Source organism: Parabacteroides sp. CT06 (assembly GCF_002257605.1).
Classification (GTDB): domain Bacteria; phylum Bacteroidota; class Bacteroidia; order Bacteroidales; family Tannerellaceae; genus Parabacteroides; species Parabacteroides distasonis.
This window is the reverse complement of the sequence record NZ_CP022754.1, coordinates 1,455,773-1,481,299: the sequence shown is the minus strand read 5'-3', so window position 1 is coordinate 1,481,299 and position 25,527 is coordinate 1,455,773. Positions and strand designations below refer to the sequence as shown.

The 25,527-nt window shown below is 46.0% G+C and carries 20 protein-coding genes and 1 pseudogene; 4 read left to right on the top strand and 17 right to left on the bottom strand.

Annotation, left to right across the window (positions count from 1 at the left end; genetic code table 11):
• Positions 1-105: 105 nt before the first annotated feature.
• Both CI960_RS06515 and CI960_RS06510 read right to left on the bottom strand, forming a co-directional pair.
• Positions 106-1,851, bottom strand: a complete 1,746-nt coding sequence (locus CI960_RS06515) for a class I mannose-6-phosphate isomerase (RefSeq protein WP_005858018.1) — start codon at positions 1,849-1,851, stop codon at positions 106-108.
• A 32-nt stretch (positions 1,852-1,883) separates the two neighbouring features.
• Entirely contained in the window at positions 1,884-3,185 is a 1,302-nt protein-coding gene (locus CI960_RS06510; RefSeq protein WP_005858020.1) for a hypothetical protein, read from the bottom strand.
• A gap of 102 nt (positions 3,186-3,287) precedes the next feature.
• Between CI960_RS06510 and CI960_RS06505 the strand changes: the two genes are divergently transcribed.
• Positions 3,288-4,178 carry an AraC family transcriptional regulator gene (locus tag CI960_RS06505; protein ID WP_005858022.1) on the top strand — a complete coding sequence of 297 codons (891 nt, stop codon included), beginning with the start codon at positions 3,288-3,290 and terminating at the stop codon, positions 4,176-4,178.
• An 87-nt stretch (positions 4,179-4,265) separates the two neighbouring features.
• Positions 4,266-5,612, top strand: a complete 1,347-nt coding sequence (locus CI960_RS06500) for a sodium/glutamate symporter (protein ID WP_005858025.1) — start codon at positions 4,266-4,268, stop codon at positions 5,610-5,612.
• Here the strand turns inward: CI960_RS06500 and CI960_RS06495 are convergent.
• From CI960_RS06495 to CI960_RS06445, 10 genes and pseudogenes are all read right to left on the bottom strand, one after another.
• Positions 5,599-7,965, bottom strand: coding sequence for an ABC transporter permease (locus tag CI960_RS06495; protein ID WP_005858027.1), 2,367 nt, complete (start codon positions 7,963-7,965; stop codon positions 5,599-5,601). The two genes, CI960_RS06500 and CI960_RS06495, sit on opposite strands and share 14 nt — an antisense overlap.
• Positions 7,966-7,984: 19 nt before the next feature.
• Positions 7,985-10,339, bottom strand: coding sequence for an ABC transporter permease (locus tag CI960_RS06490; RefSeq protein WP_005858029.1), 2,355 nt, complete (start codon positions 10,337-10,339; stop codon positions 7,985-7,987).
• A gap of 22 nt (positions 10,340-10,361) precedes the next feature.
• Positions 10,362-10,442 (bottom strand): annotated as a pseudogene (locus tag CI960_RS06485) (ABC transporter ATP-binding protein); the annotation flags it as partial.
• Positions 10,443-12,800, bottom strand: a complete 2,358-nt coding sequence (locus CI960_RS06480) for an ABC transporter permease (RefSeq protein WP_005858031.1) — start codon at positions 12,798-12,800, stop codon at positions 10,443-10,445.
• 24 nt (positions 12,801-12,824) lie between these two features.
• On the bottom strand, positions 12,825-15,149 hold the full coding sequence (locus tag CI960_RS06475) for an FtsX-like permease family protein (protein ID WP_005858033.1): 2,325 nt from the start codon (positions 15,147-15,149) through the stop codon (positions 12,825-12,827).
• A 95-nt stretch (positions 15,150-15,244) separates the two neighbouring features.
• Positions 15,245-15,925, bottom strand: coding sequence for an ABC transporter ATP-binding protein (locus CI960_RS06470; protein WP_005858035.1), 681 nt, complete (start codon positions 15,923-15,925; stop codon positions 15,245-15,247).
• Positions 15,926-16,170: 245 nt separating this feature from the next.
• Positions 16,171-16,611 (bottom strand): DUF5024 domain-containing protein, encoded by a 441-nt coding sequence (locus tag CI960_RS06460; protein WP_005858037.1) that lies wholly within the window; start codon positions 16,609-16,611, stop codon positions 16,171-16,173.
• Positions 16,612-16,638: 27 nt separating this feature from the next.
• Positions 16,639-17,226 carry a hypothetical protein gene (locus CI960_RS06455; RefSeq protein ID WP_005858039.1) on the bottom strand — a complete coding sequence of 196 codons (588 nt, stop codon included), beginning with the start codon at positions 17,224-17,226 and terminating at the stop codon, positions 16,639-16,641.
• On the bottom strand, positions 17,223-17,723 hold the full coding sequence (locus CI960_RS06450; protein WP_005858041.1) for an RNA polymerase sigma factor: 501 nt from the start codon (positions 17,721-17,723) through the stop codon (positions 17,223-17,225). The genes CI960_RS06455 and CI960_RS06450 overlap by 4 nt, the downstream gene beginning before the upstream one ends.
• Positions 17,724-17,948: 225 nt before the next feature.
• Positions 17,949-18,830, bottom strand: a complete 882-nt coding sequence (locus CI960_RS06445) for a hydroxypyruvate isomerase family protein (protein WP_036628990.1) — start codon at positions 18,828-18,830, stop codon at positions 17,949-17,951.
• A 113-nt stretch (positions 18,831-18,943) separates the two neighbouring features.
• Between CI960_RS06445 and CI960_RS06440 the strand changes: the two genes are divergently transcribed.
• Positions 18,944-19,606 carry a DUF2490 domain-containing protein gene (locus CI960_RS06440; RefSeq protein WP_036628792.1) on the top strand — a complete coding sequence of 221 codons (663 nt, stop codon included), beginning with the start codon at positions 18,944-18,946 and terminating at the stop codon, positions 19,604-19,606.
• Between the two features lie 61 nt (positions 19,607-19,667).
• The gene (locus tag CI960_RS06435; RefSeq protein WP_005858047.1) at positions 19,668-20,348 is read left to right on the top strand and encodes a queuosine precursor transporter; all 681 of its coding nucleotides are present in this window, start codon (positions 19,668-19,670) and stop codon (positions 20,346-20,348) included.
• A gap of 25 nt (positions 20,349-20,373) precedes the next feature.
• On the opposite strand, the gene CI960_RS06430 is transcribed toward CI960_RS06435, so the two are convergent.
• The 5 genes from CI960_RS06430 to potA are packed head-to-tail and all read right to left on the bottom strand — an operon-like array spanning position 20,374 to position 25,320.
• Positions 20,374-20,988 carry an HAD family phosphatase gene (locus tag CI960_RS06430; protein WP_005858049.1) on the bottom strand — a complete coding sequence of 205 codons (615 nt, stop codon included), beginning with the start codon at positions 20,986-20,988 and terminating at the stop codon, positions 20,374-20,376.
• A gap of 1 nt (position 20,989) precedes the next feature.
• The gene (locus CI960_RS06425; protein ID WP_005858051.1) at positions 20,990-22,327 is read right to left on the bottom strand and encodes an ABC transporter substrate-binding protein; all 1,338 of its coding nucleotides are present in this window, start codon (positions 22,325-22,327) and stop codon (positions 20,990-20,992) included.
• A gap of 6 nt (positions 22,328-22,333) precedes the next feature.
• Entirely contained in the window at positions 22,334-23,122 is a 789-nt protein-coding gene (locus CI960_RS06420) for an ABC transporter permease (protein ID WP_005858053.1), read from the bottom strand.
• Positions 23,122-23,919: an ABC transporter permease gene (locus tag CI960_RS06415; protein WP_005858055.1), complete on the bottom strand. Its 798-nt coding sequence runs from the start codon at positions 23,917-23,919 to the stop codon at positions 23,122-23,124. The genes CI960_RS06420 and CI960_RS06415 overlap by 1 nt, the downstream gene beginning before the upstream one ends.
• A 12-nt stretch (positions 23,920-23,931) precedes the next feature.
• Entirely contained in the window at positions 23,932-25,320 is a 1,389-nt protein-coding gene (gene potA, locus CI960_RS06410; RefSeq protein WP_005858057.1) for a polyamine ABC transporter ATP-binding protein, read from the bottom strand.
• Between the last annotated feature and the right edge of the window lie 207 nt (positions 25,321-25,527).

Below are 25,527 nucleotides of genomic sequence, written 5' to 3'. Positions count from 1 at the left end.
AGTGGCACTACTTTGCCATTAGAGGTGACACAACCTTGCCTTCGAAGTGGCACAATCGTGCCATCAGTAGTGGCAAAGCAGTGCAATGCCTATGGCAAACGGTGATTATTGCCTAAAACGTACGTAAGCCTTTATAGTACCACAATATTTACCTACAGACGATCCATACGGACGGATCGTATATTCACCCACGCAAGCCGGGATGATAAAAGTCTCCGCGTAATGAACGATGAAAGGTTCGAATGCGCCTGTCGGGCTCTCCACGATCAACTCATCTCCCTTGATTACATTCAGTACTTGCACCCCTCCATTCGTATTGTGAGGCACGATATCCGTGAACCAATGACGGCGGGTCTCGATGAACTCGTTCTCATGCAAGCCGGTCCGCTCCTCCCGCCAACCGTCTCCCTCGGCGATCATCTCCACTTGGTTGATCAAGTTATGACGGACAAACTCCGTTTGCCGCTCCCATTGGATCACTTTCGAGCCGTGGCCGATATTAATAGGTCGAGGCAGTCCGTCCAATCCCAAGCGGCCCCAGTCCCAAAGCTTAAACGTAAAGATACTTGGCGTAGCGCTAATCTCAAGCACCATGGCACCGGCTCCCGAACAATGGACCGTTCCGGCGGGGATCAGATAATGATCATGGCGTTTGGCAGGCCATTTATTGACATATTTCTCCGTATCGAAAGGCTTTCCGGTCTGTTGGGACTCGTTTAGGGCAGCGATCATCTCGTCCGGGTTGACACCGGTTTTCAATCCCAGATAAACGGTAGCGTCCTCCTCGGCATCCAGCAGGTAGTAGCTCTCGTCCTGCGTATAATAAATCCCGAACGTATCCCGGATATATTGGGTGACCGGATGCACTTGCAAACTTAGGTTTCCTCCTCCCATCGTATCCAAGAAGTCGAAACGGATCGGGAAATCTTGTCCGAAACGAGCCTCGACCGGCCCGCCCAGCAAGTCTCTCGTCTTATAGAATACCAAGTCATTGGAAGGGATCTCAAACAGCTCTCCGGCAACTTTCAGGTATAAACTATTTTCCTCGGGCACGCAATCAAAACACCAACCGAAGTTATCTTGCTTTTTATTCAGATCACAGACCTCTTTCATCCATTGGCCGCCCCAAGGAGCCGGATCAAAGAAAGGTACTACCCGGAACGGAGTATGCGCCGTTTTCTCTAACCCTTCTTTCAATGTCTCCCCGGAAATCATCTTAGGTGTTCGGACGATATGGGTATCCAACCAATAATCGACCTTAGGAAGGACTTTCTTCTTCAGATTATCGCAAACAATCCAATCAATAAAATATCCTCGCTTATAATGGTACGACGGGGCTTCCTCCCGGTTTTCCACACCTAGCCCGTTCATCTCTTTTCTACGGGAACGCATCTGGATCTCCCAACGAGCCATATCCGCATAGATCAATTTGTCCGGAGCGGAAACGATCTCGGCGGCGGCGTGGCCATAAACGATTGTCCAGCCTTTTCCATCACGCAAGGACTCCCGGCAGGCGTTCACCTTCTCCTCATCCAAGAAATCCGTATAAGAGAAATGAGCCCGGCGGCCAAACAACCGGTCATCCGTCAGATAAGGATAGGTCATCGCCTCTATATCTTCTGCCGATTTAAATAAATCTCGCGTATTGATAAAACGATCGGGCGCGAGCGCTTGCAGTTCACGCATCAACTCCTCGTGATGAACCCCTTGGTAGCATTCCACCACCCAAACTTGTGATCCATTCGTTTCCGCATGTATCTCCGCCAATCGCTTCCGTATCGATTCCCAGCCTTTCCACAAGGTACCGTCTACAACGGTGGCCGGCATTTTATCATAATTACTTTTTCTCATCTCTTTTGACATTTAATATTGCACGCTTGTATTTAACTCTTATTTTTCTCTGCCCAATCCCTTAATAATTCAATCGCCTTAGATAACACTCCGGCCGATCCCTTGAAATTACCAGAGCCGCTGGGGACACCGCCTTTGCCATACCATTCGTAGAATCCGTCATTTTGGATCACACGCTCGATCATCGGATGGATCTCCGCATAAGCCTCCTCAACCATTCCATTAACGACAAGCTGCTGGATCATCCGACCGCCAAACCATGTCCAATCCCCGCCATTCTGATACAGATAAGCCTTAGACATTCCTCCATGGAAAAAACCATCCGGATACACGGGATATAAGGTCAGACCAATGCTTGGCATACCCGACAGGCGAACATTCTCAAGCATCTGGGCATTTACGGTACGTATCTCGTCTTTCGATAATAAGCCGGCCTCTATAGCGATAGCCGTCCCACCATGATAATGAATGGCAAGTTCATCAAAACCTTCCGGAATCGGAGATTTCTCCGGATAAATATGAGGAATGAACTTCTGGCGCTTTACATCCCATAGATGAGCCCGCACATTTCTCTCGATTCCCTCACGCAGACTTTTCCAACGGGAGGCTTGCGGAGAATCAGGAGCCATTTCCAACAAATAATCCAAGGCGATTATGAACATAGCGTTATCATATACATCGATAGCCGGATCCGACAAATCATTCATATCACATCCGAAATCGTCATTCGGCTGTACATCGCCCCAATCAGCGGTCATTGCTCCATAAAGCAATCCATATTTCTCATTATATCGTTCCCGCATCAGATAATCTACCATCGCGTTCATTCGCTCGAGAACGGTCTTCCCGACAACTTTCTCATTCAATATCTCCCGATCACCCGTCTTACGAATGTATTTACCTACGATCTGAATCAAGGAAGATTCTTGGTCCGTCTCTACCGTATTCTTAAAAGCGACATGTTTCGGAGCGGCATTCGAATAATAAGGCGTATCATCATACCATGTAAAATCTTCTTTCAGCACATAACCATCGATCATCTCATCATTCGGCTGTTGAAGAGCGAAAAACAATAAAATAGCTTCCCGCAGTTCGTGTGGATCACTCTCCTCGCAAGCGATCTCTATAAACGTATTCATATCACGAGCCCATATCTGGGAATAACCGCTACCTGCGTTAAAACCATTGCGGATGGTAGCACGAGCCATACTATCGACCTTCAACAAATTCGTATCAGACAATATCTGATTGGCCAATCGCTGTCTATCGGTTAATCCCGTACAAGACAAAAAAGATACAAATACAAAAGAAACTACAACTAGAATTTTATTCATGGCATTATGTTATGATTTATGTCGGCAAAATTATTTCAATAATCCAGAAAGAAATGCTACATTTGTTCCGATTTACTTGTACAATCTTATGATTTATAGATCATGGTCAAGATAAAAGAAGGATTTAAGGGAGAACGGTTCGTTTCTTTACCCGAGGAACTATTGGCAAGCTACCGGAGGGAACCGCTCATCAATAATTTATATGTACGCAAGATAGGTTTCTTCCCACGTGTTAAATATCATTTTCTCCAAAAAGAACATGGCTGTGACTACGCCATGCTTATTTATTGTACGGAGGGAAAAGGATGGTATCGTATCCTCGGTAAACAATATACCGTGGAGAAATACCAATATATCATCATCCCTCCCGGTATCCCCTACTCATTCGGGGCAGACGAGGGAGATCCATGGACTATTTACTGGTTACACTTCCAAGGGAAGCTTTGCGATCAATTCCTGCCGTCGCATCCGGTTCCGGTCACTATTTCGCCGAATGAATATTCCCGTTTACAAGATCGGTTACGGCTGTTTGAGGAGATATATAGCAGTTTCTCCATGGGATATATTAAAGAATATATGATTTATTCCTCCATGTGCCTTTACAATTTTCTGGCCTCTTTCATCTATCTGGAGCAATTCCGCCATATCATGATTCCCTCGCAAAAAGAATATCCGTTCACGGCACGGGTTATTCATTATATGCGTGAGAACATCCAGCAGAATCTTACCTTGAAGGAATTAGCGTCTTATTTCAAATATTCCCCTTCTCACTTCTCTGCTCTCTTCTTTGGCGAGACCGGGGTCTCGCCCATGAATTACTTCATACGCTTGAAAATACAGAAGGCTTGTGAATATATCGAGCTAACGAATATGAAGTTGAATGAGATCGCCACGCATCTGGGATTCGAGGATGCCGCCTACTTCTCGCGTACGTTTACGAAAGTTATGGGTTGCTCTCCTTCCGTTTATCGTAAAAAGGAGATGGAGATATAGAATTCGTTTGGATTTCTAGTATTTCTCATAAGAATAAAATATATTTGTACAATAGATATTTAAACGAACATAAAGTAAGTAGTTACTATGATAGACCTAACACAGTTCACCCCTTGGACTCTCTTTACGGATCTTGGATTCATTTCGATACTTCTATTGGTTGGCAAATTCATACGAGTCAAGGTAAAACTGATACAACAATTATTCATACCCCCCAGCTTGATCGCGGGCTTGCTAGGACTGGCGTTCGGACCTAATGGACTGGGGTGGATTCCGCTTTCCAATGACTTAGGTACTTATGCGGCTATCCTTATCGCCTTGGTGTTCGGCGCGTTGCCTTTATCTTCCCCGAACGTCTCCATGAAAGAAGTAGCGAAACGAGTCGGACCGATGTGGGCGTACGCTCAGGTGGGTATGTTATTGCAATGGGCATTGGTAGGCCTTTTCGGATTGTACGTGATCAAACTGATCTGGCCGGACCTGAATGACGCTTTCGGCATTATGTTGCCGACAGGCTTTTATGGCGGACACGGCACGGCCGCTGCTATCGGGTCTGCGTTCGAGGGATTGGGCTGGGACGAGGCTCGCAGTTTAGGCATGACAACCGCTACCGTGGGGGTTATTTGCTCGATCATCGGAGGTTTACTGATGGTCAAATGGGCGGCCAAGCATAAACAAACCGCTTTTATCTCGGATTTCGACGATCTACCGGACGAGCTGAGAAGTGGGTTGCTGCCAGAGGATAAGCGGGATTCCATCGGAGAAGCTACGACTTCCTCCATATCCATCGATACGCTGACTTTCCATGTGGCTTTGGTATTTGTCGTGGCTTTTTTGGGATATATGGTTAGCCAAACCGTAAAGGTGTATTATCCGGTATTGGAGTTACCTGTTTTCAGTTGTGCCTTTATCATTGGATTAGTATTAAAGAAATTCTTCGACGCAACAACCATATCCAGATATATCTGCCCGCAGACGACCCAGAGGCTGAGCAGTTCCTTCACGGATATGCTGGTAGCTTGCGGTGTAGCGTCTATCAAGCTAGGGGTGATCGTAAAATATGCCTTGCCGCTTATCGTACTCATCATAGCGGGCGTGGCGATCGTCTGGTGCATAACATTCTTCTTAGGAAGAAGATTAGCCAAGACCTTTTGGTTCGAGCGCATGATTTTCGCTTGGGGATGGTGGACCGGCACGATGGCCATGGGCATCGCCTTGCTGCGGATCGTCGATCCGAAACTTTCCAGCAAAGCGATGGATGATTATGCGATGGCTTACCTGCCTATCGCTCCCATAGAGATCTTATTGATCACCTTCGTCCCCATCCTTTTCGTAAACGGATTGGGAGTTTGGTTGCTATTAGCCTGCTTGGTCCTTTCCCTACTGATCTTGCTACTGGCGTGGAAGATGGGATGGTGGATTACTCGCTCTTGATACTATTTACCGGGTTCTCGTTCGCCGCTTTCCAGTTCTGGAAACTCACGGTCAATAACGTGATTACGGTTACGATCAATAAGGCGATTAAGAATACCCACCAATGAAGCGGAGTCTTATAAGCGAAACCCTCGAGCCACATCTTCGCGCCCTGCCAAGCGATCGGCGCCGCTATCACGAAGCAAATACCTACAATCCTCAGATAGGCCTTATTAAACATCAGCAGGATCTCCCCTACCGTAGCTCCATGTACCTTGCGGATACCTATTTCCTTACGGCGGTATTGAGTCTCGAACACCACTAAGCCAAATACTCCGACCAAAGAGATAATAATCGCCAGTAAACTAAAAACCGTAACCAGATCGCGTAGATTCTCCTCTTTCTGGTAAAGATGATTAAAGATCTCATCATAGAATTCTATATTAAACGGATAGGAAGGATCTAATTCTCTCATCGTCTCCTGAATGTGACCTACTACGGCATGAATGTCCGATCCGGCTTTCAAGCGGATATAAGAGATTGGCAAAGAATAACCAAAGTTTCCGACCAAGAAAGCGATATTATCCTCTCCACCACGAAGCGAGGTGAATTTCACATCGTCGGAGAAACCGATAAGATGACCGGGAGAATAGCTATCGAACGCGTCACCCACTTGCATATCCAACCCCTCCATCGCCGTACGATTGAATATATAAGACGTATGATCCGAAAGTTCGTCCGCCTTTGAGAAATCTCTCCCTTCTATAACCGGAATCCCCATCACCCGCAAGAAATTGGAAGATGCTATAATTATGAAATACTGAAAGTCCTTACCCTTATAACTACCGCCATTCGTGTTATACCCGTCCTTAGAGCCCACTTTCTCCATAGCGAAAGCCACATCCTCGATCCCCGGGTTCTCTTTCAAGCGATTCACATATGTATCGTGATGCTTATTGTACATTGTCTCATTCAGCTCCACGATAGCTACCTGATCCTTATCGAATCCTAAAGAGAAATTCCTCATATAACTATTCTGGATTTGCACAAAGCAAGCCCCGATAATCAACACGATCGAAACAACGAACTGGACACAAATCAATGTCGTACGTAACTTACGCCCGGAAGGAGATAACCCGAAGCTGCCCTTCAGCACCAAGGCCGGAGGAAAAGAAGTTATATAATAAGCAGGATAAATGCCCGCCAGCCAACCGATAACCAACGCTACGATGCCACACAAGAAAACGATCGGAAGATTTGAGACCAAACTCAAATCGGCCTCGATAAAAGGTAGCGCTTCCGCCCAATCCAATCCCCAAACGATAACGAGACTTACCAGCCATGCTATAAAACTAATAAGGGCTGCCTCTATCAATAAAGATCTGCGCAACAAAGTATCCGAGCTACCCAATACCTTCTGCGTATTGATGCTTTTGATTCGCAACGGAGTCAGAGAAGTGCTAAAGTTCGTGAAGTTAATAGCCGCGACAATGACGATCAGAAGGGCTATACCGAACAATAAGGCCGTGACTTCCTTGTTTCCGCTCCGGAATGTACCACCGTCTTGCGTCTCATTCATATAATAAATATCAGTCAGCGGGACGAGCCGGATCTGTTCTCCCTCATGGTAAATCTTCTTGAAATCAAAATGACGGTTGAAATTATCGGCAACCTCATCTGCCATGGCAGGATTATCAAGCAATAAATAACAAACCCAGTTACTTGAGCTAAAATTATTGATATTATAATCCGGATCGATCGCCGTATAGACCACGTTCCGAAGCTGCGTGTTCTCCGGGAAATCCTTATAAACCGCGCCAATCGTAAAGAGTTTAGCCGATTTAGTCCAGATATTTTCTTCCGCTCGCAACGTCTTACCAACCGCAGAGATATCTTCCCCAAACAACTTGTCAGCCAAGCTTCGGGGTACCATTACTTTCTCGGGATCTTTCAAGCAATCGATATCGCCTTCCACGATCGGGAACGCGAATATCTTCGGTAAACTAGCGTGGCAGGTTGTCACGATTTCCTTAAACCCAAACGGTTGCCCGTTTCTATCCACCGAGAGATAAACACCATTCTGGCCAAAAGAAGGAGTCAACAATGTACCCGCCTCTATATGCGGGGAAGATTGGATGACAGCCTCCACAAAGGCACGGGGTAATATTGTCCCGAAAGTACCCGGAATGGTCAAGTCCACCCTAAAAATCCGCCCGGACGTAGGATGGCAACGGTCAAAAGTCCGCTCAAAATTAATCTGTATCAAAATCACGATAAAAGCGGCGAAAGCAACCGCAAGACCGGCTACGTTCAATGCGGTCGCCATTTTAAACCGCCTCAACACACTTAGAAAGTTTCGAATAATCGTTTTCATTTTATTATAGTTTCATTTATTATTCCGTTTTAATACTATCCACCGGATTCGCGTTCGCCGCACGCCAACATTGGAAAGAGACAGTCAACAATGTAATAAAGCAAACGACGACTAAAGCCAGTAAAAACACCCAACCATAAACCGGTGTTTTATAAGCAAAATTCTCCAACCATTTCTCTACGCCAAGCCAAGCAACCGGAGCCGCGATCACGAAACAGACTATCACGATCCTCACATACGATTTATTGAACATCCGCAAGATCTCTCCTACTGTAGCTCCATGTACTTTGCGAATACCTATTTCCTTTCTCCTATATTGCGTATCAAATACGACCAAGCCAAATACCCCAACCAATGAAAGTATAATAGCCAAAAGTCCAAAAACAGTTATCATATCTCGTAAGGCATCTTCCTTATGATATAGATTGTCGAATATCTCATCATAGAACTCTACATCAAAAGGGTAAGCAGAATCTAGCCCTTTCAAGGTCTCTCGGATATAATCCACGGCGGCGAACATATCCGTACCCGCTTTTAATCGAATGTAAGAAACAGGCATCGTTTTTTTCGAACTCATGCAAGAGAACGCGATATTGTTTTCTCCATCCCGGAGCGACGTGAATTTGACATGATCCGTGAAGCCTATAATACGGCCATCGTGAAAATTATCTCCTTCTTTCATATTCGCGCCAATATGTGCCGCACGGTTAAATATGTAAACGACATTTTCCGATCCTTCATCTGCTTTTGAGAATTCGCGCCCCTCGGCCACTGATATCCCCATGACCTGAAAGAAATTAGAAGAGACCCTAATATTGAAATAGGTAAATTCTTGATCTTTATAAGTCACGGTATTATAACTATAATTATCGCCCGCCCCGACTTTCGCCGTAGAGAAAGCTACATCTTCAATGCCGGGATATCCCTTCAAACGGTCCACATAAGTTGTATGATGCTTATCGTATAGAGTCGGATTCAACTCCACGATCGCAATCGCGTCCTTATCAAAACCCAAAGAAAAATTCCGAATATAATGACTTTGAATCCCCATGAAACAAGACAGTATAATCAACAGGATAGATACTACAAACTGGAAACCAATCAAAACCATCCGTAATTTCCTACCGACTGGAGAAAGTCCAAAACTTCCCTTCAGAACCAAAGCCGGAGGAAAAGAGGTCACATAATAAGAAGGATATAAACCTGCGATTATACCTGTCAACATAGCGATCAATCCAGAAACAACAATTACCGGAATATTAACTGAAAAATCCAAATCCGCCTCAAGAAAAGGTAAAGCTACTGTTCGGTCAAGTCCCCATACTATCCATAAACCGATCAACCATGCGATAAGGCTTATCAGAACAGCCTCGATTAGTAAAGAGCCCCTCAAGATACGATACGAGCTACCCAAAACCTTTTGGGTATTGATACTACGGACACGCAAAGGCGTCAACGCCGTACTGAAATTCGTAAAATTTATAGCGGCTACAAAAATGATCAATATAGCTAATCCTAAAAGCAAGACAGTTACCTCAAGATTCCCTTTCCGAGACATGCTATAATTGTTAGGTTCATCCAAATAATAAATATCGGTAAGCGGGACTAACTGAACCCGAACCTCCGGCCGCCCTATTTTAGAGAAATCAAAATGCCGGTTAAAACTATCCATCACTCCTCCCGCTGAAGAGGATTGATCCAGCAATAGATAACAGATCCAGTTACTTGCGTCGAAATTATTGATCTCGTAATCCGGATCAATCGACGTATAGATCACATTCTTTAGCTGCGTATTATCCGGAAAATCTTTATATACCGCCCCTATCGTAAAAAGAGTTTGCGATTTCGTCCATACCGCTTGCTCCGCATGTAATGATTTACCGACCGCTGAAACTCCTTTCCCGAAAAGCCTCATCGCCAAACTTTCAGGGATCATAACCTTTTCCGGCTCATCCAAGCAATTAAGATCACCTTCGATGAGTGGAAATTGGAAGATAGAAGGTAAAGTCGGATGACAGGTTGTTATGGTCTCTTCAAATCCCAACCGTTCTCCATCTTTTTTCTCAGTTGTCAAATAAATCTCCCCGAAAGAAGGGGTTAACAATGTTCCAGCCTCAATATGTGGAGAAGATTGGATAACTGCCTCAACCAATCCGCGGGATAAGATCGTATTGAGCCCGACCGCAGGTGTTAGCTCTACCCGATAAATACGATCGGAAGTCGGGTGGCAACGATCAAACATCCACTCAAAATTTACCTGTATCAAAATCACGATAAAAGCAGCGAAAGCGACCGCCAATCCCGCTACATTCAAAATGGTAGCTACCTTGAAACGTGTTAATACATTGATGAAATTACGTATGATTGTTTTCATGACTTACTCTATTTTATTGTTGCATGACCTCGGCACCGTTCTTGGAATCCAAATTACCCGTTGGCTCATCGGCCAAGATCATCTTAGGGTTGGAGACTACCGCCTATTCATTCTTGATACTATGTACCGGATTCTCGTTCGCCGCATGCCAGTTCTGGAAGGTGACAGTCAATATCGTGATGATCGAGACAAGAGCGAAGGCTATCAGATAAACCCACCAATACATCGGGGTCTTATAAGCGAAATTCTCTAGCCAGCGATGCACCGCATAGCCCGCAGCCGGAGCGCCCAGCACAAAGCAGATACATAAAATACGTATGTACGTCTTGTTGAACATCACGATAATCTCGCCCGTGGTAGAGCCCAGCACCTTGCGAACACCGATCTCTTTCTTCCGGTACTCGCTATCGAAAACCACCAAGCCAAAGACCCCTACGATAGAGATGAAAATAGCGCATAGCCCGAACAAGGTGATCAAGGAACTCAGATTCCCCTCTTTCTTATACAAATCATTCAACACCTGATTGAAAAAACGGATATTGAAGGGATACTCCGGATCGAATGTTCGCACGGCCGATCGCACATGATCCATGGCTGCCCGCAAGTCTGATCCCGCCTTCACCTTGATATATGCCCAGTTAGGACGACTCCCCCAATTACGTGTTCCCCATACGAAAAACGCCATGGGCGCTATCTCCGTACGGAAAGAGGCGAATTTCACGTCCGGTATGAAACCGACGATCTTTGCGCTGTCAATCATCGCATCCACCTCCATTTCATAGGCGGCACGCGCACGCTCATTAAAAATATAAGCCCCATAAGGATTGTTAGCGTCTTCCTCCCGAAAGTCGCGGCCTTCATTTACTTGTATCCCTAGCACCTTTAGAAAAGAAGGATCTACCGGCAGGCATTGAAAACTGATCTCTCTGCCTTGATACTCACGTCCCCACCCCATGTACTGGTCACTGCTGGAGAGAAGAGGCTCGGCGAACGTCACGTCATCGATGCCCGAGAAAGATTTCACCTGGCTCACGAAAGCCTCATGGCTTTTCCAGAGTTTAGCGTTCAGATCGGTAACGATAATCTCATCCTTATCATAGCCTAACGGGGCGTGCTGCATATAATAATTCTGCAAATACATGAATACCGCCCCAATAATCAACCCAAATGAAGCCACATACTGCACGCCAATCAAGACATTACGCATCTGGCGACCTTTTGGTGACAGACCGAAACTTCCTTTCAATACCAAGGCCGGAGAAAAAGAGGTCATATAATAAGCGGGATACAACCCGGCGCACAAACCGGTAGCGATCGCGATCAATGCCGTAGCCCCCAACAACAACGGATAATCCATCAAGGCAATCCGAGCGTCGATCAGCGCGGATAAGGTTGTGCCGGCAAACAAAGAGACCCAAAGCAACGCCAACAGGAAAGAGAGAACACTGATCACGATAGCCTCCAGAATCAGAGACATACGGATCACCGAGACCTCGCCACCCAATACTTTTTGCGTATTTATGCTCTTGATACGCATGGGCGTAAGCGCCGTACTGAAGTTCGTGAAATTAATACCGGCAATCACGACGATCACGATGGCGATCGCAAATAAGACAAGCATAGTAGATTTACTTGCCTTCGGAGCATTATCGTAAGTGACCCCGGAGTCGAAATGCACCTCCGTCAGAGGGTTCAAGACCAAAGACATTCCACCTCCTTCCCAAGAGAAATCTTTCGATAAGGTAGATACATCGAAATGCGCCTTGAAATTCTCGAACAAGCCGGAAGCGTTCGCCGGATCATCCAAACGGACGTAAAACATATAATTCCAATTGCCAAAGTTCTGGAAATTCTCTTTCGGATTTAATTGGTAATAGATGCTATTCCCCACGGATGAGTTATCCGGGAAATCCCGATACACTCCTCCAACGGTGAAAACACCTTTCGAATTAGCCATATGCAACTGCTTACCCACCGCGGATTGATTGCCGAAAAGCTTGCTCGATAGACTTAGCGGAAGTAATACCATATTGGGTTCTTTCAATTTATCGGCACTGCCGTCCAACATATCAAACGTAAATATATCCGCATACTCGGGAAATACACGCATCCATCGCTCCTTGAAATTATTCCGGACACCGTTCTCCTCCGTATAAAAGAAAGCGCCCTCTCCCCAAGGATCCAATAACGAACCGGCCAGAATATGCGGTGATGATCGGATAAAAGCTTCCGCTAACGGACGGTTTATAATAGCCTGTTTCGTTCCACTCTCATAAGCCACCTCTACCCGGAATATCCGATCCACATCCTTTATGCCTCGGTCAAAATTCCGGTCATAGTCCACTTGCATCATAATCAAGATGAAAGCGGAAAAAGCCACAGATAGTCCTAATACATTTAAAAGTGTCGCCATCTTGAAACGGCGCAATACGCTCAAGAGATTCCTCAAAATAGTTTTCATACGCGATTTATATTACCTATTATATTATTCGTTCTTAATGCTACGGACCGGATTCTCATTGGCGATATTCCAAGATTTCAGGATCACGCATCCCCAGATGATCGCCAGAACCAGTAGAGCCGTAGATATGAAAATAAAAACAGTCAGCGGTATCTTATCCGCGAATTGCCTCAACCAGCTCTCTCCTACGACTCGTGAGGCGATCACTCCTAAAAGGATAGCCGGGAAAGCCGTGACCAAAACGTCCTTAGATAAAAGACGTAAAATATTCGGGGCCGTCGCTCCATTCACCTTGCGAATCGCTATCTCCTTGCTCCTACGGTGCATCTCGTCCGTAATATATCCTAATAATCCCATTAAGGTGATCAGCAAGATAGCGATCGAGGCAACAAAGACACCGTCACGGAAATGACGGGTTCCCTCATACTGAGACTCTATGATCGTTTTCAGCACCGTAAAACCGACATCCTCATCCGGAAATAGTTCTGCGATCCGATCATTCATTTCCCGCAAATATTCCGGGGTTAGCTCGGAGACACGAACCGTAAAGTTACAATAACTCATCCGGTCACTACCAAACATGATGACCGGTAATTGAGGAGTGAAGAAGGAATTCACCATGAAATCGCGGGTGACACCCACTATTTTTCCCTTTAAATTACCCTCATCATCATAAATATATTTACCGATCGCACCATCCGTCCATCCACGTTTACTCACGAATGACTCATTCACTAAGATATCCCCGTCACCTTTTAGTGGTTGCCCCTCAAGCAAGGGGATTTTCATCAGAGAGAGATAATCGGCGTTATAGTTTACCTGCCGGGCCGTAAACAGCCAGTTTTTCTCATTATCCAGAATAGGGAAACCACCATAACCACTTAGAATGTCCATGGACGAAAATCCCGTAGCCGTGACATAAGGTAACTTCTTGAACTCGGCGGTAAGTTTGGCCGTCTTCTGATCGTCCATATTATCCAAGGAGGCATACACTATATTTTCCGGATCATATCCCAAATCATTATTCATTAGCCGATCATATTGCAATAACACGATCACCAATAATGTAATGACAAACGCTATCCCCCCAAACTGGATAAAGAGCAAACTCCGCTTCCATCCCTGCTTACCCGAAGTAGATACCCGGAATACTTGGGTAACCGGGATAACGCTGAACAAACGGGCCGGTAGCAAGGCGGACAAAATGAATATAGCCAAGATCATGATCGCAGGAAGCCATATAGTCTGCGCATTCAATAAAGTGCCCAAAGTAGGAACAGCCGCCATATCCGCTACATATTCCCGGAAAGCGAATAAAAGCAATGCCATACATACGAGGGCCACTACAAATAAAGCCGCCGTCTCAAACAAGAACATATTGAAAATGTCCTTGCTGGAAGCTCCATTACATTTGTGTACTCCTACGGATCTCGCCCGGATCGGCAGAGAAGATACCGAGTTCAAGATATAATTCATCGCCGCCACGAATAACAAAGCGAAAGCCAGTACGCTCATGATCACCACCATCCGCTTCACCTCGATACTTTGCGTATATATCTCCGAGACCGGCTTGATATAAAGCTCCATCTCAAAACCTTGTTTCCTCTCCCTTTCTACATCTATATATTTAGGCAATAAAGCCGGTATCTTCTGATTGATTTGTTCCGGGACCACACCCGGTTTCAGGCGGATATAGCCCAGATAACTATCGTCGGCACCCCAACCGGCATAGGCACCGAACTGGGTTTTCATATTAATGAAAGAAGCGACAGCGTCAAAACGTAAATGACTATTTTCCGGTATGTCACGGAATATCCCGGCCACCGTATAAGGATAGTTTTTTCCGTACAGCAGTTGTTTCCCGATCGGATCTTCCTTGCCAAATATACGTTCAGCCATTTTTTCCGATAAGAAAACTTGATCTTCGATTCCCAACAAACGGTCATCCCCCCTTAGCACCTTGATTCCCATCGTACGGAAAAAAAGGGAATCCGCCATCATCAAACGGGGCTTGAACCGATCCTCACCATGATACAATACGGCCCCGTACCTTCTCCGGCAAACCGTCGCGTACTGTATCTCGGGGAACTCTTGCCGCAAAGCCTCCGGGATCGGGGCAAAGATGATACGAGACTCATCTTCCTCTCCCGCCTTATCATCATTGTATCGCACATGCACGCTATACAAATCTTCCACTTGGTCAAAGAATGTATCGAAGCTCAATTCAAAAGCGACCCTAGCGAACAGGATCAATCCCACTCCAAGTCCTAGTGTCAAGGACAGAACCTTGATCACATTTCCCCCTCGGCCTCGAAGTAAATAACGGATTGTATAATATAGCTGTCTCATCGATTTATATTTAAGTTAAATTGAAAGCTAACCGACCTTCACAGGCCAATTAGCTTATAAAAAACTCTTGTGTGTATGTGTTTATGTCATGTTGACTAAATAAATTCACTGACGGAAGAAACAACGCTACCGTCGAATAAATTGATCACACGGTGAGCGAAACCCGCGTCGTGCTTGGAGTGCGTCACCATTACGATCGTCGTTCCCTCCTTATTCAGCTCGGTGAGCAGCTGCATAACCTCGGCACCGTTCTTGGAATCCAAGTTACCGGTTGGCTCATCGGCCAAGATAATCTTCGGGTTGGAAACTACCGCACGGGCGATCGCCACACGTTGCTGCTGACCTCCGGAGAGTTGCTGAGGGAAGTGAGCCGCACGGTGGCTGATATTCATTCGTTTCAAGATATCCGTTACCATCTGTTTACGCTCCGACGCCTTGATCTTTAGATAAGTCAACGGCAGCTCCACGTTCTCAAAAACGTTCAACTCGTCTATCAAGTTGAAGCTCTGGAACACGAAACCGATGTTTCCCTTACGGACCTGCGTACGCTCTTTCTCTTTCAAGTGTCCTACCTCTTGGTCGCCCAAGTAATAATTTCCCTCGGAAGGGTTATCCAGCAAACCCAGAATATTCAACAACGTAGACTTACCGCAACCGGAAGGTCCCATGACAGCGACGAACTCGCCATCTTTTACCTCCAAAGAAACCTTATTCAACGCAATTGTCTCAACCTCTTCCGTACGGAAAAACTTACTTAAACCTTCGATCTTAATCATAACTGTATTTGTTTTAATTGTTATCTAACTGTTTAATTTACCATATCTAATTCAAATAGTGTGCCAAACTAACTAAATATTTAATTATCAAACAAGTAGTATTTTACTTTCCAAAACAGACTGTCCAATTATTTGACAGTGGTGTACAAAATTTAGACACTACTATCCAATATCTTGACATAAAGAAACACCTCCCAGCTTCACAGATGAGAGGTGCTATTGTTGACTTATCTACATAGTAAAACCTACATGTCACTACTTGATCTTATCTCTATATCTTTTTCCTCCGGCATGTCGAAGTTCTCAATGACTGTCAAGAGAAGCTCCTCTTCATCAACATTTATAGAATAAGAAACTGTATTTTTACCCTTCGAGAAACGGATAAACCAACTAACCACCCCATCGTTCTCATTCTCGATCACTTGATAAGCCTCTTCCTTGTCCCGCTCAAAAGCGGATTTAATTTCTTGTTGTAATGCGGCGTGGCCCTCCACGACGAAAGAAGAGACTATCTTATATACCTTTTTAGTTTTCGGATCTTTATTCGTTACTACGCTTTTATCGATCGTCTTATCCGCTTTACATTTCTGCACGACAGCCTCCAAATTCTTCTGTGCCCATAACTCTGTACTGAAACTTCCCACCAAAAGGCATAATACCACCCAAAAACATTTACTTGCTTTCATAACTTCTTTTGTTTATTAGTTAATTTACTATTTATCCAATTCCAAGATCTTATAAACTTCCTTACGTACCTGAGTATCCGGAATATTCCTCAGTAGAGTCTCCCGTTTCTTCTCGAACCGCTTATTCATCCTTTCCGGCAAATAAGCTATTTCATCCGCATTTCTTAAGAGCTGATCCGCATTCTTCTCCATCGCTTCCGCCGCTCGGGATATGACCTCCAATTCGGGTTGTATCTTCTTTATATCTGTCATTACGACACCATTGCGCACGATGTAGCTTCCCTCATAAGGGTTAAAAGAAGCATTTTGATTCATAAAGACCGTATTCACCAAAAACAACAAAAGAGAAGCCGCCACGCAAACTGCGATTGCCCATCCTATTTTTCGTTTATAAGAAATTTCCTTAGCGGGTAGCCTCAATTCCGGAGTCTCGCTAAAATCCAAGGCAATGCCACTCTCGAAATATCCGAATACCTCCCGATAACGTTCCAGATGGGCGGGAATATCCGGACGGGCGAAGAACTCATACAACACTCGCTCCTCCTCGTTCGAGGTCTGACCCTCGAAGAAGCGGTCTAATAAATCCTCTATAGACTTGTATTCCTCTGTTTTCATAACGTCTGCATTTTAAAGAATTGCTCTCTCACCCGTTTACGGGCACGGGAAAGATTCATACGTACCGCCTCGGGGGTACTTCCGGTCAACCCGGCGATTTCCTCCACCTCGAAACCATCCACGTGTTTCATGCGAAGAATGGTCTGTTGAAGTCCCGGTAGTTTATTGATAAGCCGCATTACATGCTCCAAACTGTCTTTTTGTTCCAGCTGGGTATAAGGCGTGTTGGCATCGCAGATAAAGAATTGTTCGTCCGCCTCACCTTCCGTGCGTTCACGGACTTTCATCCGGTTCAGGCAAAGGTGCTTGGTGATTTGTACGGACAAGGCCATTACATTATTATAATAGTCCAACTCGCCACGCATATACCACAGCTTCAAAAAGACTTCCTGCATGACATCCTCGGCATCCTCCGGGTTATCCAGCAGCCTTCTCGCGTAAAGGAATAGTTTCTCCCGCAAAGGCAATATCTCTTTTTTAAACTGTTCTTGTTCCATTCTATCTTAATGACAATCGAGAAAAGAAAACGTAACATGGTTGGAGAAAATAAATTCATAGTCTTTGTCATACTGCTATCCCAGTCGTGCCATTGGGATGGCACGATAATGCCACGGCGGTGGCACGGCGATGCCATAGCGGTGGCACAACAATGCCACGCTGATGGCACATCCGTGCCACAACCATGGCACAAGTCTGGCACTATAGATTATTGTAAAACAACACTATACATCACAGATGCGGATGCACTTCTCCAAGGAAGCGATCTTGTCTTCTTGGGCGGGGACGAACTCCTGCCCGACAAAACCTTTATAGCCTGTCTCCATAAGAGCCTTGATGATAGCCGGATAGTAAAGCTCCTGCGTCTCGTCGATCTCGGCACGGCCCGGACTACCTCCGGTATGGACATGGGAGAAGTATTGGCTATATTTCCGGATATTCTCGATGATATTCCCCTCCATGATCTGCATATGATAAATATCATATAGTAACTTAAAATTAGGGGAACCGATACGGCGACAAAGCTCCGCGCCCCAAACCGTATGGTCGCACAGATAGTCCTTATGGCCGACACTGTTCAAAAGCTCCATGGTCAAGACGACCTTATGCTTCTCCGCCAAAGGGATAAGGCGCCTCAACCCCTTCTCGCAGTTCTCCCAGCCTTGCAAGTCCGTTGCGCCGTTACGCCTGCCGGAGAAGCAAATCAAGTTGGTCAATCCAGCGTCCGCCACCATCGGGATCACCTTCTCATAACTGGCGACCAACTCGTCATGCAAGGCCGGATCATTGAAACCTCGATCTATCCCAAGCCCGGCCCCTTGCGCCATCGCCACCGTCAGGCCATGTTTTTGTACGACCGGCCAATCCTCCGGGTCCAGTAGCTCGACGGATTCAATCCCTATATGCTTGCAGATCTCACAGAACTCGTCCAGATTATAATCGCCGAAACACCATTTGCTTACGGAGTGGCGGACATTTCCTTTCAAGGGTTCCCTCACGTCTGTTTTCTTTTTAGCGGCTACCGCCGCCTCGATACCTGTAGTCGCCAAAGCCACGCCTCCAGCTAAAAATGTCTTGATAGCCGTTCTTCTTGATATGTTTTCCATGTATTCGAATTTGATAGTTAATAGGAGACAAATATAAGAAAAATCGGATATAATATCCTGAGGCGTTGGTATTACATCCAAAAACACTACTTTTGCATCGGAAGTCACTCTACATGAAAAACACATCATATACAAAACGATCTATTTATCTGATCCTATTCTTTATAATAGGATGCACTTCATCCCTATACGGAATGGAAGGCGCAGGTGTGTATTTCAAGGCGAGCCTATGCGGAAAAATCTATAAGCATTTTTCCTTTCTTGTAGAAGAGGACATCCGTCCGAGAGATGACTTTAAGGAAGCGGAATGGTTCCTCACCACCGTTGAGGTAAACTACAAGTTTAATAAATATCTTCTGGCAGGAAGCGGATATATGTCTCTAGCACGATACAAGGCATCCGACGAGTTACGAAACCGATATTATCTCTACGCTACGGGGACTTATTCGGCCGGACGTTTTACCCTCTCTGTCCGGGAACGTTTTCAAAGTACCTATAAGGTTCACGCCGAACATCCCAAGAATTATCTGCGTTCGATGCTGACCCTCTCCTATAAGATCGGCAAGAGTGGTTTCTGTCCTTTTGCCTACACCGAGGTCTTCAATGATACGCGAAATAAGATGCGGTCCGATAAGATCCGTTTCTCCACAGGAAGTAATTACCAACTAAACCCGAACAATAACCTCCAACTCTATTATCGCTACCATATATTTAATGTAGACGATCCCGTGAATTACCGCCATGCGATCGGTATCTGCTATACCCATCGTTTTTAATAAGAATTTTCGTACCTTTGCGTCCCGAGTGCTTGATAAACCTCGTTAAAAACAAGAAGACATGCAAAAAACAGTTACAGTACCTTTCATGCTGCTAGGTATACTTTTTAATATATGCCTTGTAGCGTCCAATCTTTTAGAGACAAAAGTAGTGCAAGTAGGCGGTATAACGGCTACCGCAGGTTTGATCGTATTCCCGATCTCGTATATCATCAATGATTGTATAGCGGAAGTCTGGGGATTCAAGAAGGCACGGCTAATTATCTGGAGTGGCTTCGCCTCTAATTTTCTGGTGATCGCATTCGCGCAATTGGCGGTATTATTACCGGCCGCCCCTTTTTGGGAGGGGGAGGAAGGTTTCAATTTCGTCTTCGGGATGGCCCCACGTATAGCGGTCGCCAGCTTGATAGCGTTTTTGGCCGGTTCTTTCCTGAACGCCTATGTGATGAGCAAAATGAAAATCGCCTCCAACGGAAAGAATTTCTCGTTACGAGCGATCGTATCTACCCTTATCGGTGAGAGCGCCGATTCCCTGATCTTTTTCCCGATCGCCTTCGCCGGATTGATCCCGGCCGGAGAATTGCTTATCATGATCGGGACGCAGGCGGTACTTAAATCCTTGTACGAGGTTATCATCCTTCCCGTCACCATCCGTGTCGTAAAGTACATCAAGAAAGTAGACGGGAATGATGTGTATGATCTTGGTACCTCGTATAATATCCTAAAGGTTAAAGACATTTAGGCCGGGACCAAACAATGACCGGCCTTCATTTGAATAGATGCGACCAATCCTCCCTTTGCTGCGGCATATAGGACTTCATTCCCAATAATTCAGCCGCCCGGCAATTCACGGAAGCGTCATCAATCAGCATAGTCTCCTCGGCTAAAAGATTCGAGTCCTTCAGTACGTACTCAAAAATATCCGCGTTCGGCTTCAGCATATGCAATTCGTAAGAGAGGTAAATCTTATGGAAGAAATCTTGGGCACAAAGACCTTGATAAGAGAAATAGGTATCTTCGGACCATTTCCAATGAAGCTCGTTCGTATTGCTCAGAAGCATCGTATTATAGCGTTCACGAAGCTCCAATAGCAAACGCAACTTATTTTCCGGGACGTCTCCCAACATGGCGATCCATGCCGTGTCGATTTGTTCGTCCGTCAGGGGCTTCCCCGATAAGGCACGAATATCATCGCGAAACTGTTCCACCGAAATCGTTCCCAACTCTAATCGCTCAAACAAGTCCTTATGTTGATAGTTATTCGTGATCTGTTCCCGGATATTCTCCACGCCCAAATTCTCGAAAGCCTCGATACAACGGTTGCGAGTCAGGTTAATAAGCACACCGCCCAAGTCTATAATCAAGTTCTTTATGCCTTCCATATCATTTCTTTTTATACCAGCTACGACGTCTACGATGTCGTCTTTTCTGTTGATAACGATTGATCCGCTTGTAAACGACCCAGACAAACAACAAGCCGAAAACAGCGAATATCAATATAACAATCCAAGAGTTAAGATTGTCACCTTTTACCCGGCTCCACATTTCCAGAACCACCTCCGTCTCGTTCCCGAAATCACGGATCATGGCACAACGTTCCACGACCTTCCGGTCCGGATATTGAGCCGGGTCTATCTGGATACGCTCCGCTCCCGGTCCGAAGAAATAACTTACGTCCGAGAACTCGGTCTGCGTTGTATCGATCTTTTCCGCCAATATTTCCGGGGTAGCCACGGTGCTGACATATCCGGTCACTTCCATATTACGGCTGACGATGTCCGGACGGCATAGATAGTCCATAAAATAACTGGCGGCCTTCACGTTGCGAGCGTATTTAGGGATCGCCCAACCATCGTACCAGATATTACTACCCTCCAAAGGAACCTCATACCCCAGATCTACGCCTACGGCACTCGCCTCTTCCATGGCCCAGACCGCGTCGCCGCTCCAAGTGAAATTCAGCCACGCCTTTCCTTTCGTCATCATCTCCTTACCGAAATCGGCCTCCCAACCGGCGATATTCGGTTTCATTTTCTTTAAGTATTCCTCGGCGATAGCGATCATTTCCGGCGAGCTATCGTTCATCAATTGCTCCACCGTGATGGTACCGTCCGCCAATTCCCTCGCATGGGCGTAGATGATGGCGGTTCCATAGGCGTCGCGATAGCTATCCTTCATCAAGATCTTATTCCTGAAACGAGGGTCCCAAAGGCATTTCCACGACATGACCTCGTCCCTCGAGACATCGGCTTTATTATACAACAGGCCGGCGGTTCCCCACATATAAGGAACCACGTAGTCGGTAGTCTTACGGCCCGGCTGACTTAACTTATTCAGTTCCTCTTGGATATAGGGAGAGACATTGTTGATATAATCCGGTGTCTTCCCGAAATTACGGTCGATCGGTAGCAAGAGATTTTTCCGCAGCATGCGCTCAAGGATATACTCCGAGGGACAGATCAAGTCGAAATCCTCATGCCCCCGTTCGATCTTGGTCAACATGATCTCATTGATATCAAAGACCTGATAGATAATCCGGACCTCCTCACCCGTCTGTTCCTTATACCATTTCGGGAAATCCGTCAGGACGTCCTCGTCGATATAATCTCCCCAGTTATAAATCTTCAAGATCTTACTTCTCTCCTCGTCCGAGCGCCCGCAAGAAGTGAACAGCCCCATAAGCAGGGCCAAAACAGACAAAATCGATATAAATTTCTTCATTTTCATTTACGCTCGCTTCGCTTTCTCAGCACGTTTATTTATAACAATCAACAATACTAACACGGTTACGAATATAATCGTTGAGAGGGGACGCAGTTCCGGGGTCAATCCTCCTTTCCGGGCATCCGCATAGATAAAGGTGGAAAGGGTTTCCAAGCCCTCATTACCAATCGTAAATATGGTCACGGCGAAATCGTCGATAGACAGCGTGAAGGCAAGGATAAAGCCACTGATCATACCCGGACGGATTTCCGGGAAGATCACCTTCCGCAAGGCCTGAAACGGAGTCGCCCCCAAATCCAACGCCGCCTCGTAGATATTCTGGTTCATCTGCTTCAAGCGGGGCATGACGCTTAGCACCACATACGGCGTACAGAACGTGATATGCGCCAGCACGACCGTCGTCAAACCTTGAGAGATCCCTAAGCTGACAAACAACAGGAACAAGGAAATACCGGTAATGATATCCGGATTCAACATCGGGATGTTATTGACAAAACTCACGGCATTGCGGGCCCTCGCCTTCAAATTAAAGATCCCGATAGCGGCTACGCTCCCCAACAAGGTAGATACCGTAGCGGCTATCATGGCGATAGCGAACGTATTCCAAAGGGCGCTGACCAACGAATGTTGTACGTTGCCGGCAAAAAGAGAGCTATATAATTTCGTGGAGAACCCGGTCCAGTTACCCAGCACTTTCGCCTCCGTAAACGAGAAGATCATGATAATCAAGATCGGCGAGTAGAGCAACAAGAGCAAAGCCCACAGATATCCCTTAGCTAAATATTTCACCATCAGATAAGCCCTCCCTCATTCGCCGAATCACTGCTCTCATTGCTGAACAATCCCGTGATTCCGATTAATAACAACATGATAAGAGAAAGCGCCGCCCCGTAGTTCCACATACCGTTATTGATATTCTCCTGTATGGTCGTACCGAAGAGCTTGATATTGTTCATCGTCAACAACTCGGCGATGGCAAACGTAGAGATGGTCGGCATAAACACCATCATGATACCGCTCATCACTCCCGGCATCGATAGTGGGAATACGGCCTTGATAAATACCTGCGACGGATTCGCCCCCAAGTCTTGCGCCGCCTCTATCAAGCTGTGATCCATTTTCTGGAGCGTATTATAAATCGGGTAGATCATAAAGGGCAGGAAGTTGTACACCATGCCAAAGATCAAGGCCCCCTCTCCCAGTGGGAAATTCAAGAAATCGAACAAAGCCACGGTAGCCAACGTACGGATCAAGATATTGACCCACATCGGAAGGATAAACAAAACGACCATCGTACGGGAAGTATTAAACCGGGCTTGGCTCAATATCCAAGCGGCCGGATATCCCAGCAGCAGACAAAGAATGGTCGTTATCAAAGCGATCCCGACTGAATACACGAAGGTGTTTATCGCCTCGGGATGGATCATAAACTTACGGAAATTGGCGAAGGTAAACATCCCCTCGTCATTCGTAAAGGCGTAATACACGATCAAGAGGAGCGGTATCACGACAAAGATGGCCAAGAACAGGACATAAGGAATGGTCCAGTTCCTTCGTCTCATAAAAAATGCAGAAAACGTATTGATCACTTCCTTCCCTTTTTAAGCATGAATAATTCGAATTTTATCCGGGGCGATCGTTATGCCGACATGATCTCCATCATCCCATACATCGTTGGTATCGACAAAGATGTCCTCGTCCCAATCTGTAAACACGGTCAGATGATAATGGTTGCCTTTGTAGAGGATAAATTTCACCTCTCCGGTCAGGCGACCGTCTTCCTCGTTATCCTCCAAGATCACATCTTTAAAATCGATCTCGACTTTCACAGGCGTATTTGGCTCTATATCGGTTACCTCCTTGCATTCGAACGTACAGCCTAGGAATTCCACATGCGTAGCGTCGATAAGCTTTCCCTCGAAGGTATTGCAAATACGCTCTTTCTTCATTACATGGATATCGAAAGGCTTGATAAGAAGCCCGACCTCGCTACCTGCCTCGAAACAGTGATAATCCTGTACCATGAACTCGTATCCGTTCGGGGTTTGCACCATCATCTCATAATGCACGCCCTTAAAGATGGAGGAGGTTACCGTACCCGTCAACATCGCCGCCTCCGACGGCTCGAAGATGTAAATATCCTCGGGGCGCAACACGACATCTACCGGCATTTGCTCCCCGAATCCCTCATCCACGCACTCGAACTCATGACCGGCGAAAGAGACTTGCCTATCCTTGATCATCGTTCCGTTCAAGATGTTACTCTCACCGATGAAATCAGCGACGAACGAATTGACCGGCTCGTTATAAATATCGATCGGGGTACCGATTTGCTGGATCTTTCCCTCGCTCATGACAACGATCGTGTCGCTCAGCGTCAGCGCTTCCTCTTGGTCGTGGGTCACGTACACGAACGTAATGCCTAAGGACTTATGCATCTCTTTCAATTCCATTTGCATGTCCTTGCGCATCTTCAAGTCCAAGGCCGCCAACGGCTCATCCAGCAATAACACCTCCGGCTCATTCACGATAGCGCGAGCGATCGCCACACGTTGCTGCTGGCCACCGGAAAGGGAATCGACATCCCGATCCTCATAGTCTGTCAACCCTACCATTTTCAACGCCTGTTTCACTTTCTTCTCGATCGTGGCGGAAGGAAGTTTCTTCAGCTTCAGGCCAAAGGCGATATTATTGTACACATTCAGATGTGGAAATAAAGCATATTTCTGAAATACCGTATTTACGGGACGTTTATGCGGCGGCGTCTGCGTAATCTCCTTCCCGGACATCGTGATAACGCCCTCGGAGGCCGTCTGGAAGCCGGCTATCAAACGCAACAGGGTAGTCTTTCCGCAACCGGAAGGCCCCAAAATGGTTACAAACTCGCCCTTGCGGACCTGTAAATTTACATCATTCAGCACGGCCTTCTCGCCAAAATACTTCGATACGTGCTCCACGCTGATAATGCGATCCGATTTTCGTATTGACATTCTCGCTTGATCTAATTAGAATTAAACAATCATGAACAATGTTCTTATTTATTTTTGCGCGAATGTACAGATTTTAATAAGGCCGGGCACTATCGTTTTTACAAAATCTGACCTTACACCGGATGAGAAGCGTCGCATTTCTCCAAGATTCGACCACGCGCCCGGCGCGAGGTCCAATATTTCTCCAAGATTCGACCGCACACCCGA

What these genes read in the sequence shown, in the direction of transcription:
- CI960_RS06515 (WP_005858018.1), bottom strand. Translation starts at nt 1,851, where the DNA reads ATGAGAAAAAGTAATTATGATAAAATGCCGGCCACCGTTGTAGACGGT.
- CI960_RS06510 (WP_005858020.1), bottom strand. Translation starts at nt 3,185, where the DNA reads ATGAATAAAATTCTAGTTGTAGTTTCTTTTGTATTTGTATCTTTTTTG.
- CI960_RS06505 (WP_005858022.1), top strand. Translation starts at nt 3,288, where the DNA reads ATGGTCAAGATAAAAGAAGGATTTAAGGGAGAACGGTTCGTTTCTTTA.
- CI960_RS06500 (WP_005858025.1), top strand. Translation starts at nt 4,266, where the DNA reads ATGATAGACCTAACACAGTTCACCCCTTGGACTCTCTTTACGGATCTT.
- CI960_RS06495 (WP_005858027.1), bottom strand. Translation starts at nt 7,965, where the DNA reads ATGAAAACGATTATTCGAAACTTTCTAAGTGTGTTGAGGCGGTTTAAA.
- CI960_RS06490 (WP_005858029.1), bottom strand. Translation starts at nt 10,339, where the DNA reads ATGAAAACAATCATACGTAATTTCATCAATGTATTAACACGTTTCAAG.
- CI960_RS06480 (WP_005858031.1), bottom strand. Translation starts at nt 12,800, where the DNA reads ATGAAAACTATTTTGAGGAATCTCTTGAGCGTATTGCGCCGTTTCAAG.
- CI960_RS06475 (WP_005858033.1), bottom strand. Translation starts at nt 15,149, where the DNA reads ATGAGACAGCTATATTATACAATCCGTTATTTACTTCGAGGCCGAGGG.
- CI960_RS06470 (WP_005858035.1), bottom strand. Translation starts at nt 15,925, where the DNA reads ATGATTAAGATCGAAGGTTTAAGTAAGTTTTTCCGTACGGAAGAGGTT.
- CI960_RS06460 (WP_005858037.1), bottom strand. Translation starts at nt 16,611, where the DNA reads ATGAAAGCAAGTAAATGTTTTTGGGTGGTATTATGCCTTTTGGTGGGA.
- CI960_RS06455 (WP_005858039.1), bottom strand. Translation starts at nt 17,226, where the DNA reads ATGAAAACAGAGGAATACAAGTCTATAGAGGATTTATTAGACCGCTTC.
- CI960_RS06450 (WP_005858041.1), bottom strand. Translation starts at nt 17,723, where the DNA reads ATGGAACAAGAACAGTTTAAAAAAGAGATATTGCCTTTGCGGGAGAAA.
- CI960_RS06445 (WP_036628990.1), bottom strand. Translation starts at nt 18,830, where the DNA reads ATGGAAAACATATCAAGAAGAACGGCTATCAAGACATTTTTAGCTGGA.
- CI960_RS06440 (WP_036628792.1), top strand. Translation starts at nt 18,944, where the DNA reads ATGAAAAACACATCATATACAAAACGATCTATTTATCTGATCCTATTC.
- CI960_RS06435 (WP_005858047.1), top strand. Translation starts at nt 19,668, where the DNA reads ATGCAAAAAACAGTTACAGTACCTTTCATGCTGCTAGGTATACTTTTT.
- CI960_RS06430 (WP_005858049.1), bottom strand. Translation starts at nt 20,988, where the DNA reads ATGGAAGGCATAAAGAACTTGATTATAGACTTGGGCGGTGTGCTTATT.
- CI960_RS06425 (WP_005858051.1), bottom strand. Translation starts at nt 22,327, where the DNA reads ATGAAGAAATTTATATCGATTTTGTCTGTTTTGGCCCTGCTTATGGGG.
- CI960_RS06420 (WP_005858053.1), bottom strand. Translation starts at nt 23,122, where the DNA reads ATGGTGAAATATTTAGCTAAGGGATATCTGTGGGCTTTGCTCTTGTTG.
- potA (WP_005858057.1), bottom strand. Translation starts at nt 25,320, where the DNA reads ATGTCAATACGAAAATCGGATCGCATTATCAGCGTGGAGCACGTATCG.